Genomic DNA, 17946 nt, shown 5'->3' on the forward strand with positions numbered 1-17946 from the left:
GGGTCTTTTACCTATATTTCGTCCCTACGGGACTCTTTTTCGGTGTTTATCTTTTATTCTTTTTACTGATGTTTCGTCCCTACGGGACTTTTTTTGGTGTTTTATTTTTTTTCTTTCTACCGATGTCTCGTCCCTACCGGGACTCTTTTCATTGCCTTTTCGTTTTCTTTCTAATGATGTTTCGTCCCGATGGGACTCCTTCACTCTAGGTTTATATGTATATAGATGTGTAAAAATCAAAGAGTAATAAAGCCCTGGAGGGGCTTAAGATGAATAGATATTAAAGGGAAGCCGGCATTACAATTTGGGAGTGTTAGTAATTTGGCGGGATTTTGGTGTTTTTAACCAAAATCATGACAAATGGTGATATAGGGTTTGGTGCATTTTTACCGATGTATCGTCTCTACGGAACTCTTTTTCGGTGTTTATCTTTTTCTTTTTACCGATGTTTCGTCCCTATCGGACTTATTCTTATGTATATGGCCGTGTAAATATCAAAGAGTAGTTAAGCCCTAGAGGGCCTTAAGATGAATAGATATTAAAGGGAAGCCGCCATTACAATTTGGGAGTGTTAGTAATTTGGCGAGATTTTGGTGTTTTTAACCAAAATCATGACAAATGGTGATATAGGGTTTGATGTATTTTTACCTATTTTTCGTTCCTACGGGGCTTTATTCTTTTCCAGAATTAATTAAAATGGCTTTATGACTAAAACCAGAATCAATTTGACTACTACCAATACAGTCTGAAGAAGCTTGGCAATATTCTATATTGGTGTTTTCTTGGTAGATTAAGCCTACTTTGTTGGCATACACGGAGTAGATGCAGTCTTTACTAATTAGCGATGAATACTTTCTTGCTACCACCTGTACAGTATTTGCGTAGTTCTGAAAATTCGCTTTTAAGCCTTCTGTGTAAAGCGTTTTCTCGGTTAGGCCGTTTAATTCATTTTCATTCCAAGACATTCCTTCACTCGGATTAGTAAACAAAACGATTTTAGAAATTCCGTTGTCTGTTCTTATAAGTTTATTGGCATTAACGCTATAAACAGCTGTGGCCTGAAGTGTCCAGTTATCACTTTGACTAGCTTTAATGTATTGTTCTATTTTATACTCATCTTCAGTTAACTGACTTAGCTTCTCTTTTAAAAAGGAAGTGTTTGACTTAGGTGCTTCTGTGAGAGAGTATTGCACATTTGTTATTTCATATTCCCAAAACATACCATCTTCTAACGGTAAGTAATTGGCAGACTGCACACTTTCTGTATTATCACTACAAGCGTAAATAAATAAAATGCCTAAGACGTATAAAATTCGTTTAACCATATGCCAAGATATATCACTTTAAAGCTTTTCCAAAGGTCTTCGCCTTTTTCATTAAGTGGAATGTTTTCGTTTTTAATTCTTTCTAAATGTTTCTGATACGCATCCTTTTTAACGTACTTCCAAAGTATATGTTGTTCCATGAAAATGGGTGTGCTGGCTTCTTCTAAGGCCTTAAAGTTCTTATAAGCAAAGTCGTTAAAAGCTGCTTTACGCGTTCTTAATCTTACATTTTCGGGTAAAATGCCTTCCATGGCGTCTCTAAGCGTACCTCGTAAGTAGCCATTTTGGAAGTTGGTTTCTGGCGGAACATTGGCCGCTAGGCTTAAGAGTTCTCTGTCTAAAAATGGGTAGGTAGAAATTAAATCAAACTGCCTGCCTACGGCATCTAAAGTTTCCATGGAATGCGTTCCTAAACCCAATAAGCTATTTTTGATATAGCTGAAATGATGCGGGTCTTTTACGCTTTTATACCAAGTTCTTAGTTCGTCTGATTTGGTATTGACCTTATCAAAATCTGTTAGAATAGCTGGAATAGTAGCCTCGTTTTTAGCCTTTTTTTGAAGGTTCTTTTTTATCTTTTCCCATAAAATATGCCTGCTAAAAGCATTTGACAAAAGCATTTTTAATGTCAAAAATGGTTTTGATGCTGCGGAGTGAGTAAAAACTTGCTGAATCAAATATTCCTCAAAAGGCTCGGCATCGTTTTCGTCTTTTAATAGCCATTTCTTTAAAAGTACTTCTCTTACTTTTTTGAACTTGTTCTGGCTAATTAACTTCTTTAAATACACGTGGCCATAACCCACGGTACTATCGCCGCCATGTCCCGAAACCAAGATTTGACTGCCGTGCAAAGCTGCAGCATTCATTATGGGTAAAAATATGGCAGACGGAATAATCATGCTTTCGGGTTTACAAGTCAGTCGTGTGATTTTTTTGATGGCATCATACATGTTTTCTGTCAATACCACTTCGGTCATGCTAAACGCTCCGGAATCTGCGACTTCTTTCGCATATTTCTTTTCAAAAGAAGCTGAGCCTTCGCTGTCAAAGAATATGCCTTTAAGGTTAGCGTTTGATTTTTTGCTGATGATGGAGCAAAGGGAAGAGGAGTCTAAACCGCCACTCAAATTGGCTGCAACTTTTTCTTGCTTTTCGGTTCGCTGTAAGGTGATTTTTTGAAGGCGATTTTTAAATGCTTTCACTAGCTCTTCTGGGCTTTCTGTTCTGTTGAAGTTTGGTTGCCAGAAAAAACTGCTTTCTATCCGTCCTGCTCTAAAGTGTAATCTTTGACCGGGTAAAACTCTTTTAATGTTTTCAAAGAAGGTGTTTTCTTTGATGAAGTCATCGTTGGTATTTGGGTCAAAATAAGCGGCTATTTCGCTGTTGTTGATATCGGGCATTTTTGGCAAACTCGCCAAAACTGCTCTTAGCTCATTGGAGGCTATTAATAAATCATCTTTGAAATAATAGTAAAGGCATTTGACCCCAAAAACATCTCGGAAGAGGTCTACCGAATATTTCATTTTATGAAAATAAAGGCCTGAGAAGTCGCCTTCTATTTCGTCTAGATTGTCAATACTAAAGAAATTTCTTTCGGGGTAAATATCTAAAAGCCAACTTTCTTTTGCCCTGTCTACCACTTTTGGTTTTTGACCAAACTGCTGAAAAGATTGTCCATTGCCCAGCATGGTATAACCCAGTTTGCGAAGCATCGGCTGAAGGTCTGGATGCGTTAAAGGACCATTAAACTGCTGTATATGGAGGTATTTTGACAAATTGATTTAAGCTTTATCTATGCTTTAAGATGTATATGCAATATATGGGTTTTGGCTTTGGTTGCATAATTAGGGTAATTGATTTTAAACTATTATCACCTGTGTAAGAAAAGTATATGATATGACTTCTTTATATCGCCCTGTACTGTTTGAGTACAGTCAAAATGCGTTCTCATGATGTTATAAATCAAATTTATAATTAGGATTTTGAGTGTGCGAGTTTACAGGGTGCTGTTTTTTTTTGTTCATATTTTTTCGAAAAAAAATGAACTCCCCGCCGGAAGGCGAGCCGAGTAAAAAGATAGCGTATGACTAGTCTATTTGTTTATACTTTATGAACTAGAATTGATATAATGAAATTATGATGTTTATATTTTTATCAGATGACGGGAATCGTCAATCATTATTATCTTTGTAATTCGTCATTTTTTAGACTGCAGTGAATAATAAATACCTAGAAGAACTTAATCCGCCTCAAAAGCAAGCCGTTGTCCATCCTAATGGACCTCTGATGATAATAGCAGGTGCTGGCTCAGGAAAAACTCGTGTTTTGACTTACAGGATTGCCTGGCTTATTGAGCAAGGTGTAGACCCTTTTAATATTTTGTCTTTGACCTTTACTAATAAGGCCGCCGAAGAGATGAAAAAAAGGATTGAAAAAATCATTGGACCAAATGCCAGAAACCTATGGTCGGGTACTTTTCACTCTGTTTTTGCTAAAATTTTGAGGTACGAAGGAAAGGTATTGGGCTATACGTCTAACTTTTCTATTTATGATTCTGACGACTCCAAATCACTGGTGAAAACCATTGTAAAGGAGTTTGGACTTGACGATAAGGTGTATAAGCCTAGGCCTATTTTGAATAGGATTTCGAATGCCAAAAACTCTTTGGTGTCGCATGAAATGTATAATGAGAGCCCTATTTTTAGAGAGGAAGATGCAGGAGCTAGAATGCCCGAAATAGGGAGAATCTATAGAACATACGTATTGCGTTGTTTTCAGGCAAATGCCATGGATTTTGACGATTTACTGTATAATACCAATGTACTTTTTAGAGACCATTTAGATATATTAAACAAGTATCAGCATAAGTTTAAGCATGTGCTGGTAGACGAGTTTCAAGATACGAACGTGTCGCAGTATTTGATTACCAGAAAGCTGTCTGCGGTGCATCAAAACATCTGTGTGGTGGGTGATGATGCCCAGAGTATTTATGCTTTCCGTGGTGCCAATATTCAGAATATCCTGAACTTTAAGAAGGATTATCCAGAACTGGTTACGGTGAAACTGGAGCAGAATTACCGTTCTACTAAGAACATTGTGAATGCTGCCAACTCGCTTATTAAAAAGAATACCGAGCAGCTAGATAAAAATGTATTTACAGATAATGACTCAGGAAAGAAGATTGAGGTTTTAAAAGCCGCTTCTGATAATGAGGAGGGAAGAATCATTGCTAATAAGATTTTTGATTCAAAACTTACCAATGGTTTAAAAAACGAAGACTTTGCAATCCTTTACAGAACCAATGCTCAGTCGAGGGCTTTTGAGGAAGCTCTGCGAAAGATAAATATCAAGTATAGGATAATTGGTGGCTTATCTTTCTATCAAAGAAAGGAAATTAAAGACCTTTTGGCCTATCTCCGTTTTACGGTCAATCAGCAAGACGAAGAAGCATTTAAACGTATTATAAACTTACCAAAAAGAGGGATAGGAGCTACCTCCGTAGCCAAAGTAATGGTGGCCGCTGCCGAGTCAGGAAAGTCTTTTTGGGAGGTGATATGTCATGCAAATGAGTTTATGACGGGTGCTGTGGTGCCTAAATTATTAGGTTTTGGTGAGTTAATTCAGAGTTATACTTTAGAACTGGAAAAAGACCAAGATGCACATAGTTTAGCCACGCATATAGCTAAAACTACAGGGATTTTACGTGAACTCTATGCCGACAAAACGGTGGAAGGGCTAGCGAGGTATGAGAATATTCAGGAGTTGCTTAACTCCATAAAGCAGTTTGTAGACAGTGACGAAACGGAAGATAAAAGTCTTACTGCTTTCTTGCAAACGGTGTCTTTATACAGTACTGCAGATGCCGATGACGAAGATGGCGATAGCGACAAAGTAACCATGATGACTATTCATGGGAGTAAGGGTTTGGAGTTTTCGCACGTTTTTGTGGTGGGTTTAGAGGAAAACCTTTTCCCGTCGCAGATGATGCTTAATAACCGAGCAGATTTAGAAGAAGAACGCCGTCTGTTTTACGTGGCCATTACCAGAGCCGAGCAAGACCTAACACTCAGTTATGCCGAAAGCCGCTATAACTGGGGACGACTGACTTACTGCGAGCCTAGCCGTTTCTTGTTAGAAATTGACGAGGAATACCTAGACATGCCAAAGGAAAATAAGCCTACGGTAAAGCATTTTAGTAACGATAGTGATGTGTTACGCTCTTTTCAGTCTAACACCAATACTGGAACAAAAGCAGATACTGGCAATAAGATGCCAGCCACAAGGCCATTAAGTAGCAATACCTCAGCAGCCTCAAAGCGAGAGCAGGTAATTAATAAGTTAAAACCTGTGAGCAGAGCAGTGCCACAGGTGGAGCATAAGCCTTCTAGCAACTTTGTGCCGAGTAACCCTTCTGAGTTAAAGGCAGGTATAAAAGTGGAACATGCCAAATTTGGCTTTGGAAGAATAACCGCCATGGATATGATGGGCAATAGCCATAAGGCCACTGTGGTTTTTGATACAGTAGGTGAGAAAACGCTTCTGCTTAGCTTTGCTAAGTTGAGGGCGGTGGAGTAGGGGTTCTGGCTCTTTTAATAATTTTTAGCCTTTACTATCATTTCAAGCTAGCGGTATAAAAACAAAACTCCGAAACCAAAAGCTCCAGAGAGTTGCAGATGAGATAGAGATGCTATTTTTTGGAGTGCTTTACTTATTAATTTCAGCCTCTAAATTCACCAATTTCAATTCTTTTTGATAAACTTCCATTCTTCCGTGTGCAGTGCCGTCAACCAGTAAAATTACTATCAACATAGCAATGGAAGTAATGCTAATGGCTCTCCATAGAGGGGCATGAACAAAAAGAATTAGTAAGGCTGCTATGATTATTAGAATTGGTATGACCTTAAATACCACGGAGTACTCTTTTAGGGTACTTTCGGTTCGTTCCATTTCTGACTGATAAAAGGCAGGTGTATCTACATTAAACGCTTTTTCAAATTGGGTGACTCTAGATTTATTGGTATAAAAAAGACCCAGCCCAATGGTCATAAGTAGTATACCTGCTACCAAGGTTGGAATAATGTATGACTTGGCTAAATCTGTTTTTCCTAACTGCCAAAAACCGATGCTTGCAATTAAAAAGAATAGGGCAAAAATGATGAAAAAACGTGTTGAGAATACTTCGGCTTTTGCCCACTCTGTGGCTAGTTTTAATAGTTCCATTGTTTAATTTAATTTATATTTTTCTCTGAATTCGGTAGGGCTTATGCCTTCTTTCTTTTTGAATAATCTTGAAAAATAAGGGGGGTACTCAAATCCTAATTCATAGGCCACTTCTGAAATACTCTTGCTGGGTTGCAATAGAATATTCTTTGCTTCATCAATTAAAAGTAATTGTAAATGCTCCGTGGTGGTTTTACCCGTTTCTTTTTTCAGGGTATCACTTAAATAACGTTTAGAAACCGACATTTTATCGGCAATTTGTTCTATGCTTGGAATACCTTTTTCTTGCAATTGTCCTGACTCAAAATAACCGTTTAGGTGTAGGTTAAATTGTTGTAATAAATCGTTGGCTATTTCTTTTCTATGTAAAAACTGCCTCTCATAAAAACGATTAGCATATTTTAACAAGGTGTTTAGCTGAGAAATAATAATCTCTTTACTAAAGACATCTTGATTATTTTGATATTCAATCTCAATGTTTTCTACTATTGATTCTATTTGCTTTTCTTCTTTTGGAGAAAGGTGCAAGGCTTCATTTACCGAATACGAAAAGAACCCATATTTCTTTATTTGATGGGCTAATTCGGTTCCCTTCAAAAAGTCTTCGTGAAAGTTTATTGAAAATCCTTTTTGTTCAAACACTACGCTGTTGTCCCATTGCAAGACTTGTCTTGGTGCAATGAAGATTAAGGCTCCATTGGCGAAATCATATTTTGTACGTCCGTAGTTTAAATCTCCCTCCACATATTTTTTTAAACTAATGGAGTAGCAGTCATTTGTAATTGGCGGAGAGCTTTCTCTTGGACAAGGCAAATACCCATCGCCTTTTGAATTAAACACACTAAGCATAGGATGCTCAGGGCTAGGAAGTTCTAGGTAGTCTAAATAAGACGACAATGTTTTAAAGTGTTGCATAGCTCTAAATTAAATATTCCATTTTACTCCCGTTTCTTTTTCTGAAACTTCCCACAGTCTTTTAGCTACAGTTTTGTCTTTTGCGTGTGCCTCCAATTTGTGAGCTCCTACTGGGCCAGTCCAGAAGTTTCTGCCTGTAGGGCCGTAAAAATCATTTTGGTCTAAGTTTGGTTCTGTAGCACACATCAACTGTGGGTAGGCCCCTTTTTCGGCAGATTGTGTCAATGGCGATAATTTCATAAGATTAAAGATAAGCTTCATCATAAAACTACCACTTGTATTGATAAGGTTGGTTCTAGAAGAGCCAGGATGACAGGCATATGCTTTAACGTCTGTTTTGCCGGCTGTAGCTAATTTATCTTGCAGCTCATAAATAGTCATGATCTGTGCCAGTTTGCTTTGGCTATAGGCGTTATTAGGGGTGTAATCTTTATCCCAGTTTAAATCATCAAATTTGATGGTTTTGATACCCATGTCATAGCCCAAACTTCCTACCGTTACTATTCGGCCTTTAGATTTTTCTATTAGCGGAAATAACAATGCTTGAAGTGTAAAATTTCCGTAATAGTTAGTTCCCATTTGGCTTTCCCAGCCATCTACTGTTAGTGTTTGTTTAGGAACTTGGGCTATGGCCGCATTACAGATAAGTGCATCTATTTGAGAAACTGTTTGTAAAACTTCTTCGGCAGCTTTTTTTACAGAAGATTGTGATGCCAAGTCCATTTTTATGGCTAATACATCTATATCATTTCCTAGTTCTTCTTTTAGGATGTTAATGGCGTCTTCGGCTTTTTTTGGGTTTCTATTAAGCATTACCACTTTAGCACCTTTCGAAAGTAAAATTTTAGCTGCTTCAAAACCAGTTCCGCTGGTGGTACCTGTAATGACGAAAGTTTTACTCTTTAAATTTTCAATTCTATCTGGTGTCCAACCTTTTTTACCAAACTGATTTGTATTCATTATTGCCTATGTTTTTATTGTTGAAAAGAATAAGACAAAGGTCGGTCTATGGTAGGTCATACAGCTTATACGCATTTTCGAATGTCGTATACTTTTTGGTTGATTATTAAGGAAATGCCAAAATCTAGGCTGCTAGAGTTTGGTTAACGTTAAAAGATACTGTCTGTGCCTGGATGATAGTTTTAGTTAGTTTGCTGTAACTACCTAATTATAAGCTAAATGCCTAAGTTTTAATTATTCTTCGCTTTAGTATAAGATTTAATAAGTGAAGTTTAAGAAGTGGTTTGGTACAGCTAAAGGTATTTGTTTTTTGGTAGGTTGGGGTGGCGGATGTGAGTGGTATGAAAAGGAGAATTTAGGTTAGAAGTTTAGGGAAGTTTTATGGGCTAATAATTTGAATTATTCTAAAATACCGATGCTTGGAATTAGTGAGGTTAAGTATTTTGGGAAATCTTTCTTCTCTGAAAGTTTTTTATTGAGAATTGAAAGAACAAAGCGAGGTTTTTCTTTGTAAGCACTTGTGTCAAAAAGGTAGACTTCATTAAAGAATTGCCAATGTTTATTAAGATGCTTATAGCCCAACTTGTACCTTTCTGTAATTTCTGAATCAGGAACATAATGACCTCCATTTTCTACTCTGATTTGAGCACGTCTCTTTGCTTCGTCAATTGTATTTAAGCAGAAAAATATTAGTCTCAAGTTAAACCCAGCTTTTTTGAATTTTTCTGGCCAATGAAGTGGGGTAGAATTGAAGTTTGTCTCGTATGTGAAATCTGTCCTATTAGCAATAGACTTATTTACAGTATCCTCCAGAGCTTTTCTAGCCATATTATGAGCCATTAAATATCGAAATTATGAATCAAGTAGGGGTTTGTAAGATTCAAGAAAGACCTTGTCGTAATCAAAGGAAGTAGAGTTTTTCGCAGTAACAGCACTTGAAAAAGATGATTTTTCAGAACCATTACATCCCGCAATTACTGTTAATGTAGGGGAAGATATCAATGTTGAAATTGAGGAGCCACCTTTGGAGAAGTGTTTAGCTTACCACTTTTAAGATGTGATTCGTATAAGTTTATTTCTTCACAAATTTATGGCTCTTTACTATGTCGATAAATAATTGATGCTTAGATGTATTATAAGTGTAAAGTCTGTTTTTGTTAATTCCATCTTCTTTTATGATGTATGCTAATAAAACAGGCTCACCTTCATTATTTTTCTCTATAATTTTCGCCTTGTTGCCATCTATTTCTAGCTCTTCGTAATACAGTAAATCGGAAGTATTTTGAATGCTTTCTAAACTGCCAAAGGCAAAGTGGCCGAAGTCATAATTAATCTTATAATCATCTTTTTGGAAGTATCCCACACTGGTATCATAACCTTGCTCTTGCACTTTTTGCCAATCAGATGCGGCCGTTAATTCAAAGTTGATATAGCTGTTATCAGGAAGAATAGGCTCCTCTTCTTCTTTTTTACATGAAGTAAAAGCGAGAATAATTAGAATAGATACTAGTGCTTTCATAAGAGATGGAATTTTAGTCTATTTTGCCGATTCTATTATTCAAACGATTCTTGGTATCATTTATTTTGAAAGAAATACGCTCAGCAAAATGATCTAAAATTACACCCTCACTTTGCAAATCACTCTTTATAAACCCTATAAATCTGTAAAAGCATTACACGAATAAATGCATTTGCTCCACCATCTTTCTTAGCATACTGAAAGATTAGCTAGAGAATGCATTTATTAGGAATGTGTGGTCTTGTTTAGTTAAGACTTATTTCAATGTAATATCGAAACTGATGTCTACAATATTTGCTGCTACAAAAGTCGGAATCTTTCCAAAATTAAAGTCAGCTCTATTTAGGCTAAAGCTGCCTGTGGCTCTGTTGTTATTGAATTGAAAAGGGATTTCTACGGTCTTTGTATTGCCCGCAATACTTAAGTCTCCTTTCACTAAAAAGGCTTTGTTTTCGTTTTTGATGGCATTTCCTATAAACTGTATTTCTGGGTATTGCTCAACATCAAAAAAGTCTGCCTGCATTAAGTGCTCGTCTCTTTTTGCATTTTTTGTGTCTAATCCAGCCACAGGAATTCTTAATGCTATGCTAGCTTCTGAAAGCGTATCTACATCGAACTTTACTTCTCCTTTAACTTCGGGTAGCGTGCCGTTCACGGTCAGGAAAAATAGTTTTTTAATAGCGAAGTTTACGGTCGAGTTTGAAGTATCAATAATCATATTCTTAATGTTTAATGGCTCTTATTTAAAGTAGCTGTTTTTCTAAAATCTATTTCAATTACAACTTGTAAAAGAATAGGACAAAATTCGGCTATTAAGTTGCCATGAAAAATAAGATACCTTAAGAAATGAGGAGCCGGTAGTTTAATTTAAAGACACTTTTTTTGCAAAACTATTTCAGGACGGAATAAGGCTTATTAACAAGAAAGCCCCTCAAAATGAATTGAGAGGCTTCTTTTCTAGGTAGATTTATAAAAATTTGTCGGCCAAATTTCTTCTCTTATAAAGTTGGTAAAAGTACTTTGTCAATGGCATGAATTACGCCATTCACAGCTTGTACATCCACCGCCATTATGTTACTTACTCTGTTGTTTGAATCGGTGAGGGTTGCCCCACCAGAAACATTAGCAGTTATATCACCACCAAGCGTAGTTACGGTCATGCCATCTGTAAGTGCCGACGAAAGTACATTAGCACCAGCCACCGCATGTTGGTTTAGTGTGGCTCTTAAAGTAGGCTCGTCAATATCTGCTAATGAACCAGCTCCTAGCTCTGTAAGTAGGTCTCCAAAAGCTGCGTTAATAGGAGCAAAAACAGTAAATGGTGCTGCAGAAGATTCAGATTGACCTGAAAGTGTAGTGACATAATCAAAGGTCAAGTCGCTTCGCGTCAAAGCACTTACCAGCGTCTGAAAGTTAGGGTCTGCCAAAGCAAAGTCTACCACAGTAGGTAAGTCAATAATTTTATTGACCACATGAACCACACCGTTAGTAGCCACTATATCTGCTGCTACCACATCAGACATTCCATTTAAAGTTACACCATCATCCGTATTAATGTAAAGACTTAAAGCACTGTCGGTTCCTTTAAATGTAGCCGCAGTTTTTACATAAGTATTACTCAAATCGGTAGAAAGAGCAGTAGCCCCCACTATAACATGATTGGCAAGGATACTGGTCAAATCATTATTATTGGCATTAGTGAAATCTGCAAAAGCAGCATTATCTGGAGCAAATACTGTGAAGTTTCCTGGCGTTGAAAGTAGGTCTGTGAAGGTGGTATTTCCGCCTGCTGTTAAAGCACCTACTAAGCTTGATAAGCCTGGATTAGCTACGGCATGCGTGGCAATAGTAGGCAAGTCAATTACATTATCAACAATGTGTACCACACCATTAGAAGCAGCTACATCAGCCGTTACCACATTTGAAACACCGTTAAACGTTACGGCACTAGCTGTGTTAAAGAAAATGTCTACTTTTTGATTTCCAGCTCCATCGGCATTTGTTTTGGCATAGCCCGAGCCTGCAGAAGCAAGGTCGGTAGAATTTACGGTTCCGCTAATTACATGATTTAAAAGTATCTGACTTAACACATCTGTAGGTACGTCGCTTAAGCTGGCAAATCCTTTAGCGTTTAAAAATGCTTCAAAGGCGGTGTTAGTAGGAGCCAAAACGGTGAATGGTCCTGTACCACTAAGCACACCTACTAAATTACCATCGGCGGCTTGAAGGGCTGCCACTAGGCTCGTAAGGTTCGGGGCGGCCACTGCCGTTTCTACAATTGTTTGAGGACCTGAGATGACCACGGGTTCGTCGTCTTCGTTACAGGAGAATCCTACGGCAGCTAAAAATATTATGGCTGCAAATTTTTTTAAGGTTTTGAAACTGTTCATCGTTAATTGATTTTTGTTTAACAAAATTATAGGATAGTTAAACAGTAAATCATTTCTGTTTAATTAAAGTTCACTTTGTTTAAACAAATAGTTGTCAAAGAATATTTGAACAAGCCTTAGTTTGCTGGTGCAGCAGCAAGGAATGAGAAAGGGGATAATGAGAAAAAAGTGTATCTCTCTTGTTTAATGCCGTATTTAGGCCTAATGCTAAGGTGTAGTTTGTCGGTGAAAAGGTCTTAAGAAATAATTATTTCAGACAGGTTTTTATTTTATTCTAATCCTTTCTTTTCTGGATTCCAGAAAGGTTTTGTTTTGATTTGTGTGCTATTCCAGTTCAGTTCTTTCCTGAAATATTGGTTCAAAGCAACACATAATCGGCTATCGCCAGCTATGTACACCATCTTATTGCCATTCATTTTGGGCAATATTTCGGCTACTTTTTCTATGATGCTTTCATAAGGGTTTTGTGGCAATTCATAAAAATGGAAAGGACTTTTGCCATCTACATCTGGAAATAGTTCAGCTTTAGCCTGACTGTAAATAATGCTTTCAAGCTGTTTGTCTGTATTTAAATGACGGTTAATAATATAGAGGTGAGATAAAGCCGATAAATCGCCAATCATCAAATAACTATCGGCAGAATTATCAATAAGAAACTTCCCTTTCTTCCAAGTGAGTGAAACAGTAGTACCAACTGCACAGTTTTTAACCCAGTTGGCACCAATACCATTACTGTGTGTAGCTATCGCAATATCTAAGATACCATTTGCCTTGTCAATATCCCAAACAGTATAGCTTCTCACTTTGTCTTTTAAAGATGCTTCATTATTCCCCACGCCTACGCCTAAACGTAAAAAGTAGCCAGGCGTAAATTCGGCAGATTTAATACCTTCTGATTGTAATCGGATATGATAAGCGGCATCAGAAAGTTTAGCTTTAAGTATAATGGTGGCCTGCTCTAAAAAGCGTTTCACCAGGTTATCTAAAATTCCCATTTTGTGTAAATTATGCGTTCTTAAAATTATGAGGAGGTTAAAAGTATATTATTGCCCGTAGGGTCTTTAAACCAGAAGCCATCATCTTTCTCTTCATACTCAGCCACATTATTTAGGGCTTCTTTTAACTTTTGAGGCGTATTAAAATGTATATGGAAATATTTCATTCCTGCATTTTCGCTGGGAGCTAAAGGTTTGTTTATGCCATGCCATGAGTTTAGAGCTATACGGTGCTGGTAAGCACCTCCTGCACCTAAATCAGCGTACATATACTGTGGCAAATAGTTGAATGAATTAAAGCCAATCTCCTGATAAAATTCATTCGAGTTTTGAACATTATTGGCATACAAATGCAAATGACCTATATAAGTGCCTTCGTCAATGATTTTATTGACGTCATTGTTTTTTAGGTCGTTCAATACCTCGTTTATATTCAGGTAGTCAGAGGCACTTCGCACATTACCGTCGGCATCTTCAATTTTGAGTCCACCAGTAGTAACTACCCTTTTAAATCTTTCTGGAGTTTCTAAAGTAAACTCAATATTGATACCGTCTGGGTCGTCTAAATAAATAGATTTTGACATGGTATGGTCTACCGGAGAGAAAGGATATCTGTGAGCCGCCACACGGTGCACCATGCTGGCAAACTCCTCTTTATTAGGTGAATGAATGGCAAAATGGTATAATCCGCTATAACCTTTCTGAAAATTCTTTTTAGCCGTTTCATGAACCACCACCAGTGTTTTAGTTTCAGTTCCAAATTCGGCAATAGTGGCTGAGCTTTTTCTCAGTTTCATGCCTACTATTTTGGTCCAGAAAAGGGTAGATTTCTCTAAACTGGTATTATTAAGGTGTATAGCCCCAAAGGAGGCAAACTTACCAGCGTCATCCTGAGAAATAGCGTTTGCCAAAGAAGAAAATCCGTCCATTGTTGTTAAAATTGTGGTGCCTAAAATTGTTTTAATAAATTGGTTTCGTTCCATCTGATTAAGTTTTAAATCAATCTTTTACAAACTTAAAACCAGCCGAAATCATACTAGAACTGAAAGTAGTACTTCGGTCATATTGATAAAATTTCAAATCAATGCTCTTTAAGCCATATTTCAAAATGTGAGCTTTGGTGAAAATGTCGGTATATGATACGCCAAAGCCAAACTGATTTGCTGAGAATTCAGACAAGTCATAATCAGAGGTATAAAAAGTATCTGTTGATAGTGCCGTTTCGTGTGGTCTAAAATAATCGGCAGCTGTTTGATTATAAAACCTGTAAGAAGGATATAATGTAAACTTATCAGTGATTTTGATAGGCACTTCAATGCTGGCAGTATGAGAAGAAATGCCCCAATTGTCAGAATAGTATCTATAGAAAGTTCTCAGGGTAAATACCTCATTCAAATACCAATTTAGTCTTCCTCCCACAGCTACTTTAAATCTACTGTCAGGCAGTGTTTCAATGGCATCGGCCAACTGAAAGTTATCTATATACGAGTCTGCCACATCGCTAAAATAGACTCTTTGAAAAGGAGTAGAAAGTAAACCTTGCTGCTGCACAAAGTCTAAAGCCAAAGAGCCTTGTAAGTTCTTGTGAAGAATTTGAGAAAAGCCGAACCCTAGAGCATAAGAGTTTCGCACTTTGCTATCAAATTCGCTAAAGATAGGACTGTAATTTGCGTTTACGGTAATGGTGTTACTTCTAAAGAAACCACTGTTTAGGCCATTTCCGCCATTCTCAAAAGGTCTTAACTCTGAAGGGTAAATGGGCTTCCACTGGTCAAAGTATACATTCCCATTGATGCTAAATTCGGTGTTTTTTTCATTGAAGAGTTTAGTGAACGAGCCACCAAGGCCAAGAGAAAAATAGTCGTATTCGTTAGACACAGAAGCCTTGGTAGACCAAACGGTGTTTCGGTCGTCAGAGCTATGGCTATAGGTACCGGTCAGATTCACCCAAACATCACCGCTAGAAGCACCAGAAGAAGCTTGGAAAGCATCTGCCGTACCTTGGTCAAACGGGTCTACATTGCTAGAAGAGGCAGATGTGTAAGCGGATATGCCCGCATCTATGCTAAGTACATCATCATCATTTAGTGGAATAGAAATAATGTATGTGGCGGTAAAGTCTGTTAACTCTTCGGTGCCAATTCCACCACTCACGGCAGCGTTATCACCATCTTGACTGAAGTAGCTTGTAAGTATGTCTATTTCAGTGGTTTCAAGAACTCGTTTTTTGTAAGGCTTTGGACTTTCTTGAGCAAAACTGCCAAGGCTAGAAAGGAAGAATGCAGCTAAAAGAATATTTATTAAAGTTTTCATAATCTGAGTTTTAATTACAGCCACAGCCTCCTCCTGTTTTTCCTCCATTTGCTCCCACAGCAGCTTCCCTGTAAGCATGCATGGTGCTCACATTCCGGTCATATTTCTTATCAGAAAGTGCCATGTCAGGGTCATTAATGTTTACTTTTTCGTACTCTTTCACTACTACGCAGCTGCTTAAAAAGCCAGTGATTAATACGACTATTAAAATTGTCTTTTTCATAATTTATCTATCGCTATATGATTAGATTTTGTGATGTTGCCTTCTTCATCAATAATGATACATTCAATGTTAGGCAGTTGATTTATACGGTCTAAACCAGCTTCTTTTCCCATGACAAAAACCGAGGTGGCTAGTGCATCGGCTAATTCTGCTTTTGGTGCAAAAACTGTAACACTGATAATACCAGAGGAAGGGTAGCCCGTACGCGGGTCAATAATGTGGGTGTATCGTTTACCGTTTAAGTTTACATACTTTTCATAATTGCCAGAAGTGACTACGGCAGCATTATTAATGGGTAATAAGGCAAAAACCTTATCTTTATTTAGTGGATTAGTGATAGCTACTTTCCAGTCGGTACCGTTGGCTTGTTTTCCCCAGGTGTTCATGTCGCCAGAGGCATTTATTATACCCGAAGAAACACCTTTAGACTGGAGTAAATCTTTTGCTTTATCTGCTGCATAACCTTTTCCTATGGCTCCAAAGCCAATTTTCATTCCTATGACTCTGAGAAAAACGGTGCTATTTTTCTTATCTAGTTCAATGTTTTGATAACCAACTTTGGCTACTGAATTTCTTATGTTTTCTGCTGAAGGCATGACGGTCATGCTGCCGTCAAATTTCCAGATTTTATCCATAGAAGCATAACTAATGTCAAAGGCTCCATCGGTCAGTTTTGATAAACTTATGGCTCTTTCTATAAGCTGAAAAAGTTCATGGTCTACCCTGACAGGCTTAATGCCCGCATTTCTATTTATTTCAGACGTTTGGGAGTTTTCGTCCCAAGAAGAGATTAGTTTTTCTATTCTACTTATTTCGGATACTGCCGCGTCGATATAATTATTTGCTCTGCTAGAATCTTCAGCCACTACCGTAATGTCAAAACGACTCCCCATTAATTTTAAGGTTCGTTTATAAGGCTGCTGAGCAGAACATACATGAACAAGTAATACTAAAACTATGGTGAATAGCCTTTTCATGTTATTCGATAAAACTATTTAATTCATCAATGTAAGCCGTAGGTGTAGTTTTCTTGTAGCCTGTTTCACCTAGTACATTTCCTTTACTATCTAAAATAACTACAAAAGGGAAAATGCCGTTTTTGTTAAAGGCTTCCGCCAATTCAGCGTTCGCTTTGGTCTGGGTTTCAGACAATGCATTGGCTTTTTTTCTAGGGAAATCTGCCTGAAGCATAACAAAATTATCTTTTGCATAGCTCTGGAAAGTTTCTGTGGTCCAAATTTCTCTGTATAACTTGATACACGGTGCACACCAGTCAGAACCCTGAAAGACCAAAATGATTGGTTTATTCTCTTGCGTAGCTATTTCTTTTGCTTTAGAAAAGTCGGTTTGCCAATCTTGGGCAAATACTGCGTTGAAACTAGCTAACGCCAGTAATACTAAGATGATGCTTTTTTTCACTGTAGTGTTTAGTTTTTTAATACCAACTATCTAAGAAGAGCAGTTTCATGTGAATCTACTCGGATTGGGCAATTTGAATTATTTTTTATGCATTCGCTGGCCTTTCATATTTACTGAAAGACGAATGGTTTAAACCATATTTGAATTCAAATTGTCAAAGATGCTGGTGATAGGTGTAAACCAAACGCATCTTTGACAAGATTAAGTATACTTACTTTGAAAGGATAGGTGCTTTCTTGCTTCTACCCCAAGCTATAAACGCAGCGATAGCGATAAGAACTACATTCATTCCGATAGCTGAAAATTCACCTCTTGAAGCATGGAAAATAGCTGCTAGTATCATAACGGCTACTAGGCCTAGAGCAGCCCAAACAGTTAAGAAGGGTTTGATACGAAGTATAGAAGGAAGTAAAAGACCTAAGCCACCTAAAATCTCACTAATTCCGATAAACCTTACTAGGGCAATAGGAGTAGAGGTAACCCACGGAAGAGATTCGGCCAATGCTTCTACAGGTTGTGAAGCTTTCATGATTCCAGCCATTAGAAACATTAGTGCTAGTAATACTTGAGCAATCCAAAGTCCTATGTTGATTGCTTTGTTGTTTTGTGTTGTCATTTTATTAGTGTTTAAATTAGACTACAAAATTCGGGTATTAGAAAACGACGA

17 protein-coding genes are annotated in these 17946 nt (G+C 37.5%); 1 reads left to right on the forward strand and 16 read right to left on the reverse strand.

Annotated elements, in window-relative coordinates; translation table 11 throughout:
- Nucleotides 1–671: 671 nt before the first annotated feature.
- Together AC0L6O_RS06260 and AC0L6O_RS06265 are read right to left on the reverse strand one after the other, a co-directional pair.
- The gene (locus tag AC0L6O_RS06260; protein ID WP_473307147.1) at nucleotides 672–1325 is read right to left on the reverse strand and encodes a hypothetical protein; all 654 of its coding nucleotides are present in this window, start codon (nucleotides 1323–1325) and stop codon (nucleotides 672–674) included.
- Nucleotides 1298–3100: an asparagine synthase-related protein gene (locus tag AC0L6O_RS06265; protein WP_473307148.1), complete on the reverse strand. Its 1803-nt coding sequence runs from the start codon at nucleotides 3098–3100 to the stop codon at nucleotides 1298–1300. The genes AC0L6O_RS06260 and AC0L6O_RS06265 overlap by 28 nt, the downstream gene beginning before the upstream one ends.
- 439 nt (nucleotides 3101–3539) lie before the next feature.
- Here AC0L6O_RS06265 and AC0L6O_RS06270 point away from each other — a divergent pair, with 439 nt between their 5' ends.
- Nucleotides 3540–5900 carry an ATP-dependent helicase gene (locus tag AC0L6O_RS06270; RefSeq protein ID WP_473307149.1) on the forward strand — a complete coding sequence of 787 codons (2361 nt, stop codon included), beginning with the start codon at nucleotides 3540–3542 and terminating at the stop codon, nucleotides 5898–5900.
- 129 nt (nucleotides 5901–6029) lie between these two features.
- Here the strand turns inward: AC0L6O_RS06270 and AC0L6O_RS06275 are convergent, their stop codons facing one another.
- From AC0L6O_RS06275 to AC0L6O_RS06340, 14 genes are all read right to left on the reverse strand, one after another.
- On the reverse strand, nucleotides 6030–6545 hold the full coding sequence (locus AC0L6O_RS06275) for a hypothetical protein (protein ID WP_473307150.1): 516 nt from the start codon (nucleotides 6543–6545) through the stop codon (nucleotides 6030–6032).
- A 3-nt stretch (nucleotides 6546–6548) separates the two neighbouring features.
- Entirely contained in the window at nucleotides 6549–7460 is a 912-nt protein-coding gene (locus tag AC0L6O_RS06280) for a helix-turn-helix domain-containing protein (protein WP_473307152.1), read from the reverse strand.
- A 9-nt stretch (nucleotides 7461–7469) separates the two neighbouring features.
- The gene (locus AC0L6O_RS06285) at nucleotides 7470–8420 is read right to left on the reverse strand and encodes an SDR family oxidoreductase (protein WP_473307153.1); all 951 of its coding nucleotides are present in this window, start codon (nucleotides 8418–8420) and stop codon (nucleotides 7470–7472) included.
- A gap of 399 nt (nucleotides 8421–8819) precedes the next feature.
- On the reverse strand, nucleotides 8820–9260 hold the full coding sequence (locus tag AC0L6O_RS06290; RefSeq protein ID WP_473307155.1) for a hypothetical protein: 441 nt from the start codon (nucleotides 9258–9260) through the stop codon (nucleotides 8820–8822).
- Between the two features lie 232 nt (nucleotides 9261–9492).
- Nucleotides 9493–9939 carry a hypothetical protein gene (locus AC0L6O_RS06295; protein WP_473307156.1) on the reverse strand — a complete coding sequence of 149 codons (447 nt, stop codon included), beginning with the start codon at nucleotides 9937–9939 and terminating at the stop codon, nucleotides 9493–9495.
- A 256-nt stretch (nucleotides 9940–10195) separates the two neighbouring features.
- Complete coding sequence (locus AC0L6O_RS06300; RefSeq protein WP_473307158.1) at nucleotides 10196–10657, reverse strand: YceI family protein; 462 nt, start codon at nucleotides 10655–10657, stop codon at nucleotides 10196–10198.
- A 280-nt stretch (nucleotides 10658–10937) separates the two neighbouring features.
- Nucleotides 10938–12329: a fasciclin domain-containing protein gene (locus AC0L6O_RS06305; RefSeq protein ID WP_473307159.1), complete on the reverse strand. Its 1392-nt coding sequence runs from the start codon at nucleotides 12327–12329 to the stop codon at nucleotides 10938–10940.
- A gap of 269 nt (nucleotides 12330–12598) precedes the next feature.
- Nucleotides 12599–13324 carry a siderophore-interacting protein gene (locus tag AC0L6O_RS06310; RefSeq protein ID WP_473307161.1) on the reverse strand — a complete coding sequence of 242 codons (726 nt, stop codon included), beginning with the start codon at nucleotides 13322–13324 and terminating at the stop codon, nucleotides 12599–12601.
- 26 nt (nucleotides 13325–13350) lie between these two features.
- Complete coding sequence (locus AC0L6O_RS06315) at nucleotides 13351–14307, reverse strand: VOC family protein (RefSeq protein ID WP_473307163.1); 957 nt, start codon at nucleotides 14305–14307, stop codon at nucleotides 13351–13353.
- Nucleotides 14308–14323: 16 nt separating this feature from the next.
- Nucleotides 14324–15637, reverse strand: coding sequence for a DUF3570 domain-containing protein (locus AC0L6O_RS06320; protein WP_473307164.1), 1314 nt, complete (start codon nucleotides 15635–15637; stop codon nucleotides 14324–14326).
- A 10-nt stretch (nucleotides 15638–15647) separates the two neighbouring features.
- Nucleotides 15648–15860, reverse strand: coding sequence for a DUF4266 domain-containing protein (locus tag AC0L6O_RS06325; RefSeq protein ID WP_473307165.1), 213 nt, complete (start codon nucleotides 15858–15860; stop codon nucleotides 15648–15650).
- Nucleotides 15857–16837, reverse strand: a complete 981-nt coding sequence (locus AC0L6O_RS06330) for an FAD:protein FMN transferase (RefSeq protein ID WP_473307167.1) — start codon at nucleotides 16835–16837, stop codon at nucleotides 15857–15859. The genes AC0L6O_RS06325 and AC0L6O_RS06330 overlap by 4 nt, the downstream gene beginning before the upstream one ends.
- Before the next feature lies 1 nt (nucleotide 16838).
- Nucleotides 16839–17279, reverse strand: coding sequence for a thioredoxin family protein (locus tag AC0L6O_RS06335; protein WP_473307168.1), 441 nt, complete (start codon nucleotides 17277–17279; stop codon nucleotides 16839–16841).
- Nucleotides 17280–17490: 211 nt separating this feature from the next.
- Nucleotides 17491–17895, reverse strand: coding sequence for a DoxX family protein (locus tag AC0L6O_RS06340; protein WP_473307170.1), 405 nt, complete (start codon nucleotides 17893–17895; stop codon nucleotides 17491–17493).
- Nucleotides 17896–17946 lie beyond the last annotated feature (51 nt).

The organism is Arcticibacterium sp. GJ41-1, assembly GCF_055808875.1.

Excerpts from the sequence above, each read along its gene's own strand:
- AC0L6O_RS06280 (WP_473307152.1), bottom strand. The coding sequence starts at position 7,460 with ATGCAACACTTTAAAACATTGTCGTCTTATTTAGACTACCTAGAACTT.
- AC0L6O_RS06295 (WP_473307156.1), bottom strand. The coding sequence starts at position 9,939 with ATGAAAGCACTAGTATCTATTCTAATTATTCTCGCTTTTACTTCATGT.
- AC0L6O_RS06310 (WP_473307161.1), bottom strand. The coding sequence starts at position 13,324 with ATGGGAATTTTAGATAACCTGGTGAAACGCTTTTTAGAGCAGGCCACC.
- AC0L6O_RS06330 (WP_473307167.1), bottom strand. The coding sequence starts at position 16,837 with ATGAAAAGGCTATTCACCATAGTTTTAGTATTACTTGTTCATGTATGT.
- AC0L6O_RS06305 (WP_473307159.1), bottom strand. The coding sequence starts at position 12,329 with ATGAACAGTTTCAAAACCTTAAAAAAATTTGCAGCCATAATATTTTTA.
- AC0L6O_RS06340 (WP_473307170.1), bottom strand. The coding sequence starts at position 17,895 with ATGACAACACAAAACAACAAAGCAATCAACATAGGACTTTGGATTGCT.
- AC0L6O_RS06325 (WP_473307165.1), bottom strand. The coding sequence starts at position 15,860 with ATGAAAAAGACAATTTTAATAGTCGTATTAATCACTGGCTTTTTAAGC.
- AC0L6O_RS06275 (WP_473307150.1), bottom strand. The coding sequence starts at position 6,545 with ATGGAACTATTAAAACTAGCCACAGAGTGGGCAAAAGCCGAAGTATTC.
- AC0L6O_RS06260 (WP_473307147.1), bottom strand. The coding sequence starts at position 1,325 with ATGGTTAAACGAATTTTATACGTCTTAGGCATTTTATTTATTTACGCT.
- AC0L6O_RS06320 (WP_473307164.1), bottom strand. The coding sequence starts at position 15,637 with ATGAAAACTTTAATAAATATTCTTTTAGCTGCATTCTTCCTTTCTAGC.
- AC0L6O_RS06315 (WP_473307163.1), bottom strand. The coding sequence starts at position 14,307 with ATGGAACGAAACCAATTTATTAAAACAATTTTAGGCACCACAATTTTA.
- AC0L6O_RS06285 (WP_473307153.1), bottom strand. The coding sequence starts at position 8,420 with ATGAATACAAATCAGTTTGGTAAAAAAGGTTGGACACCAGATAGAATT.
- AC0L6O_RS06300 (WP_473307158.1), bottom strand. The coding sequence starts at position 10,657 with ATGATTATTGATACTTCAAACTCGACCGTAAACTTCGCTATTAAAAAA.
- AC0L6O_RS06290 (WP_473307155.1), bottom strand. The coding sequence starts at position 9,260 with ATGGCTCATAATATGGCTAGAAAAGCTCTGGAGGATACTGTAAATAAG.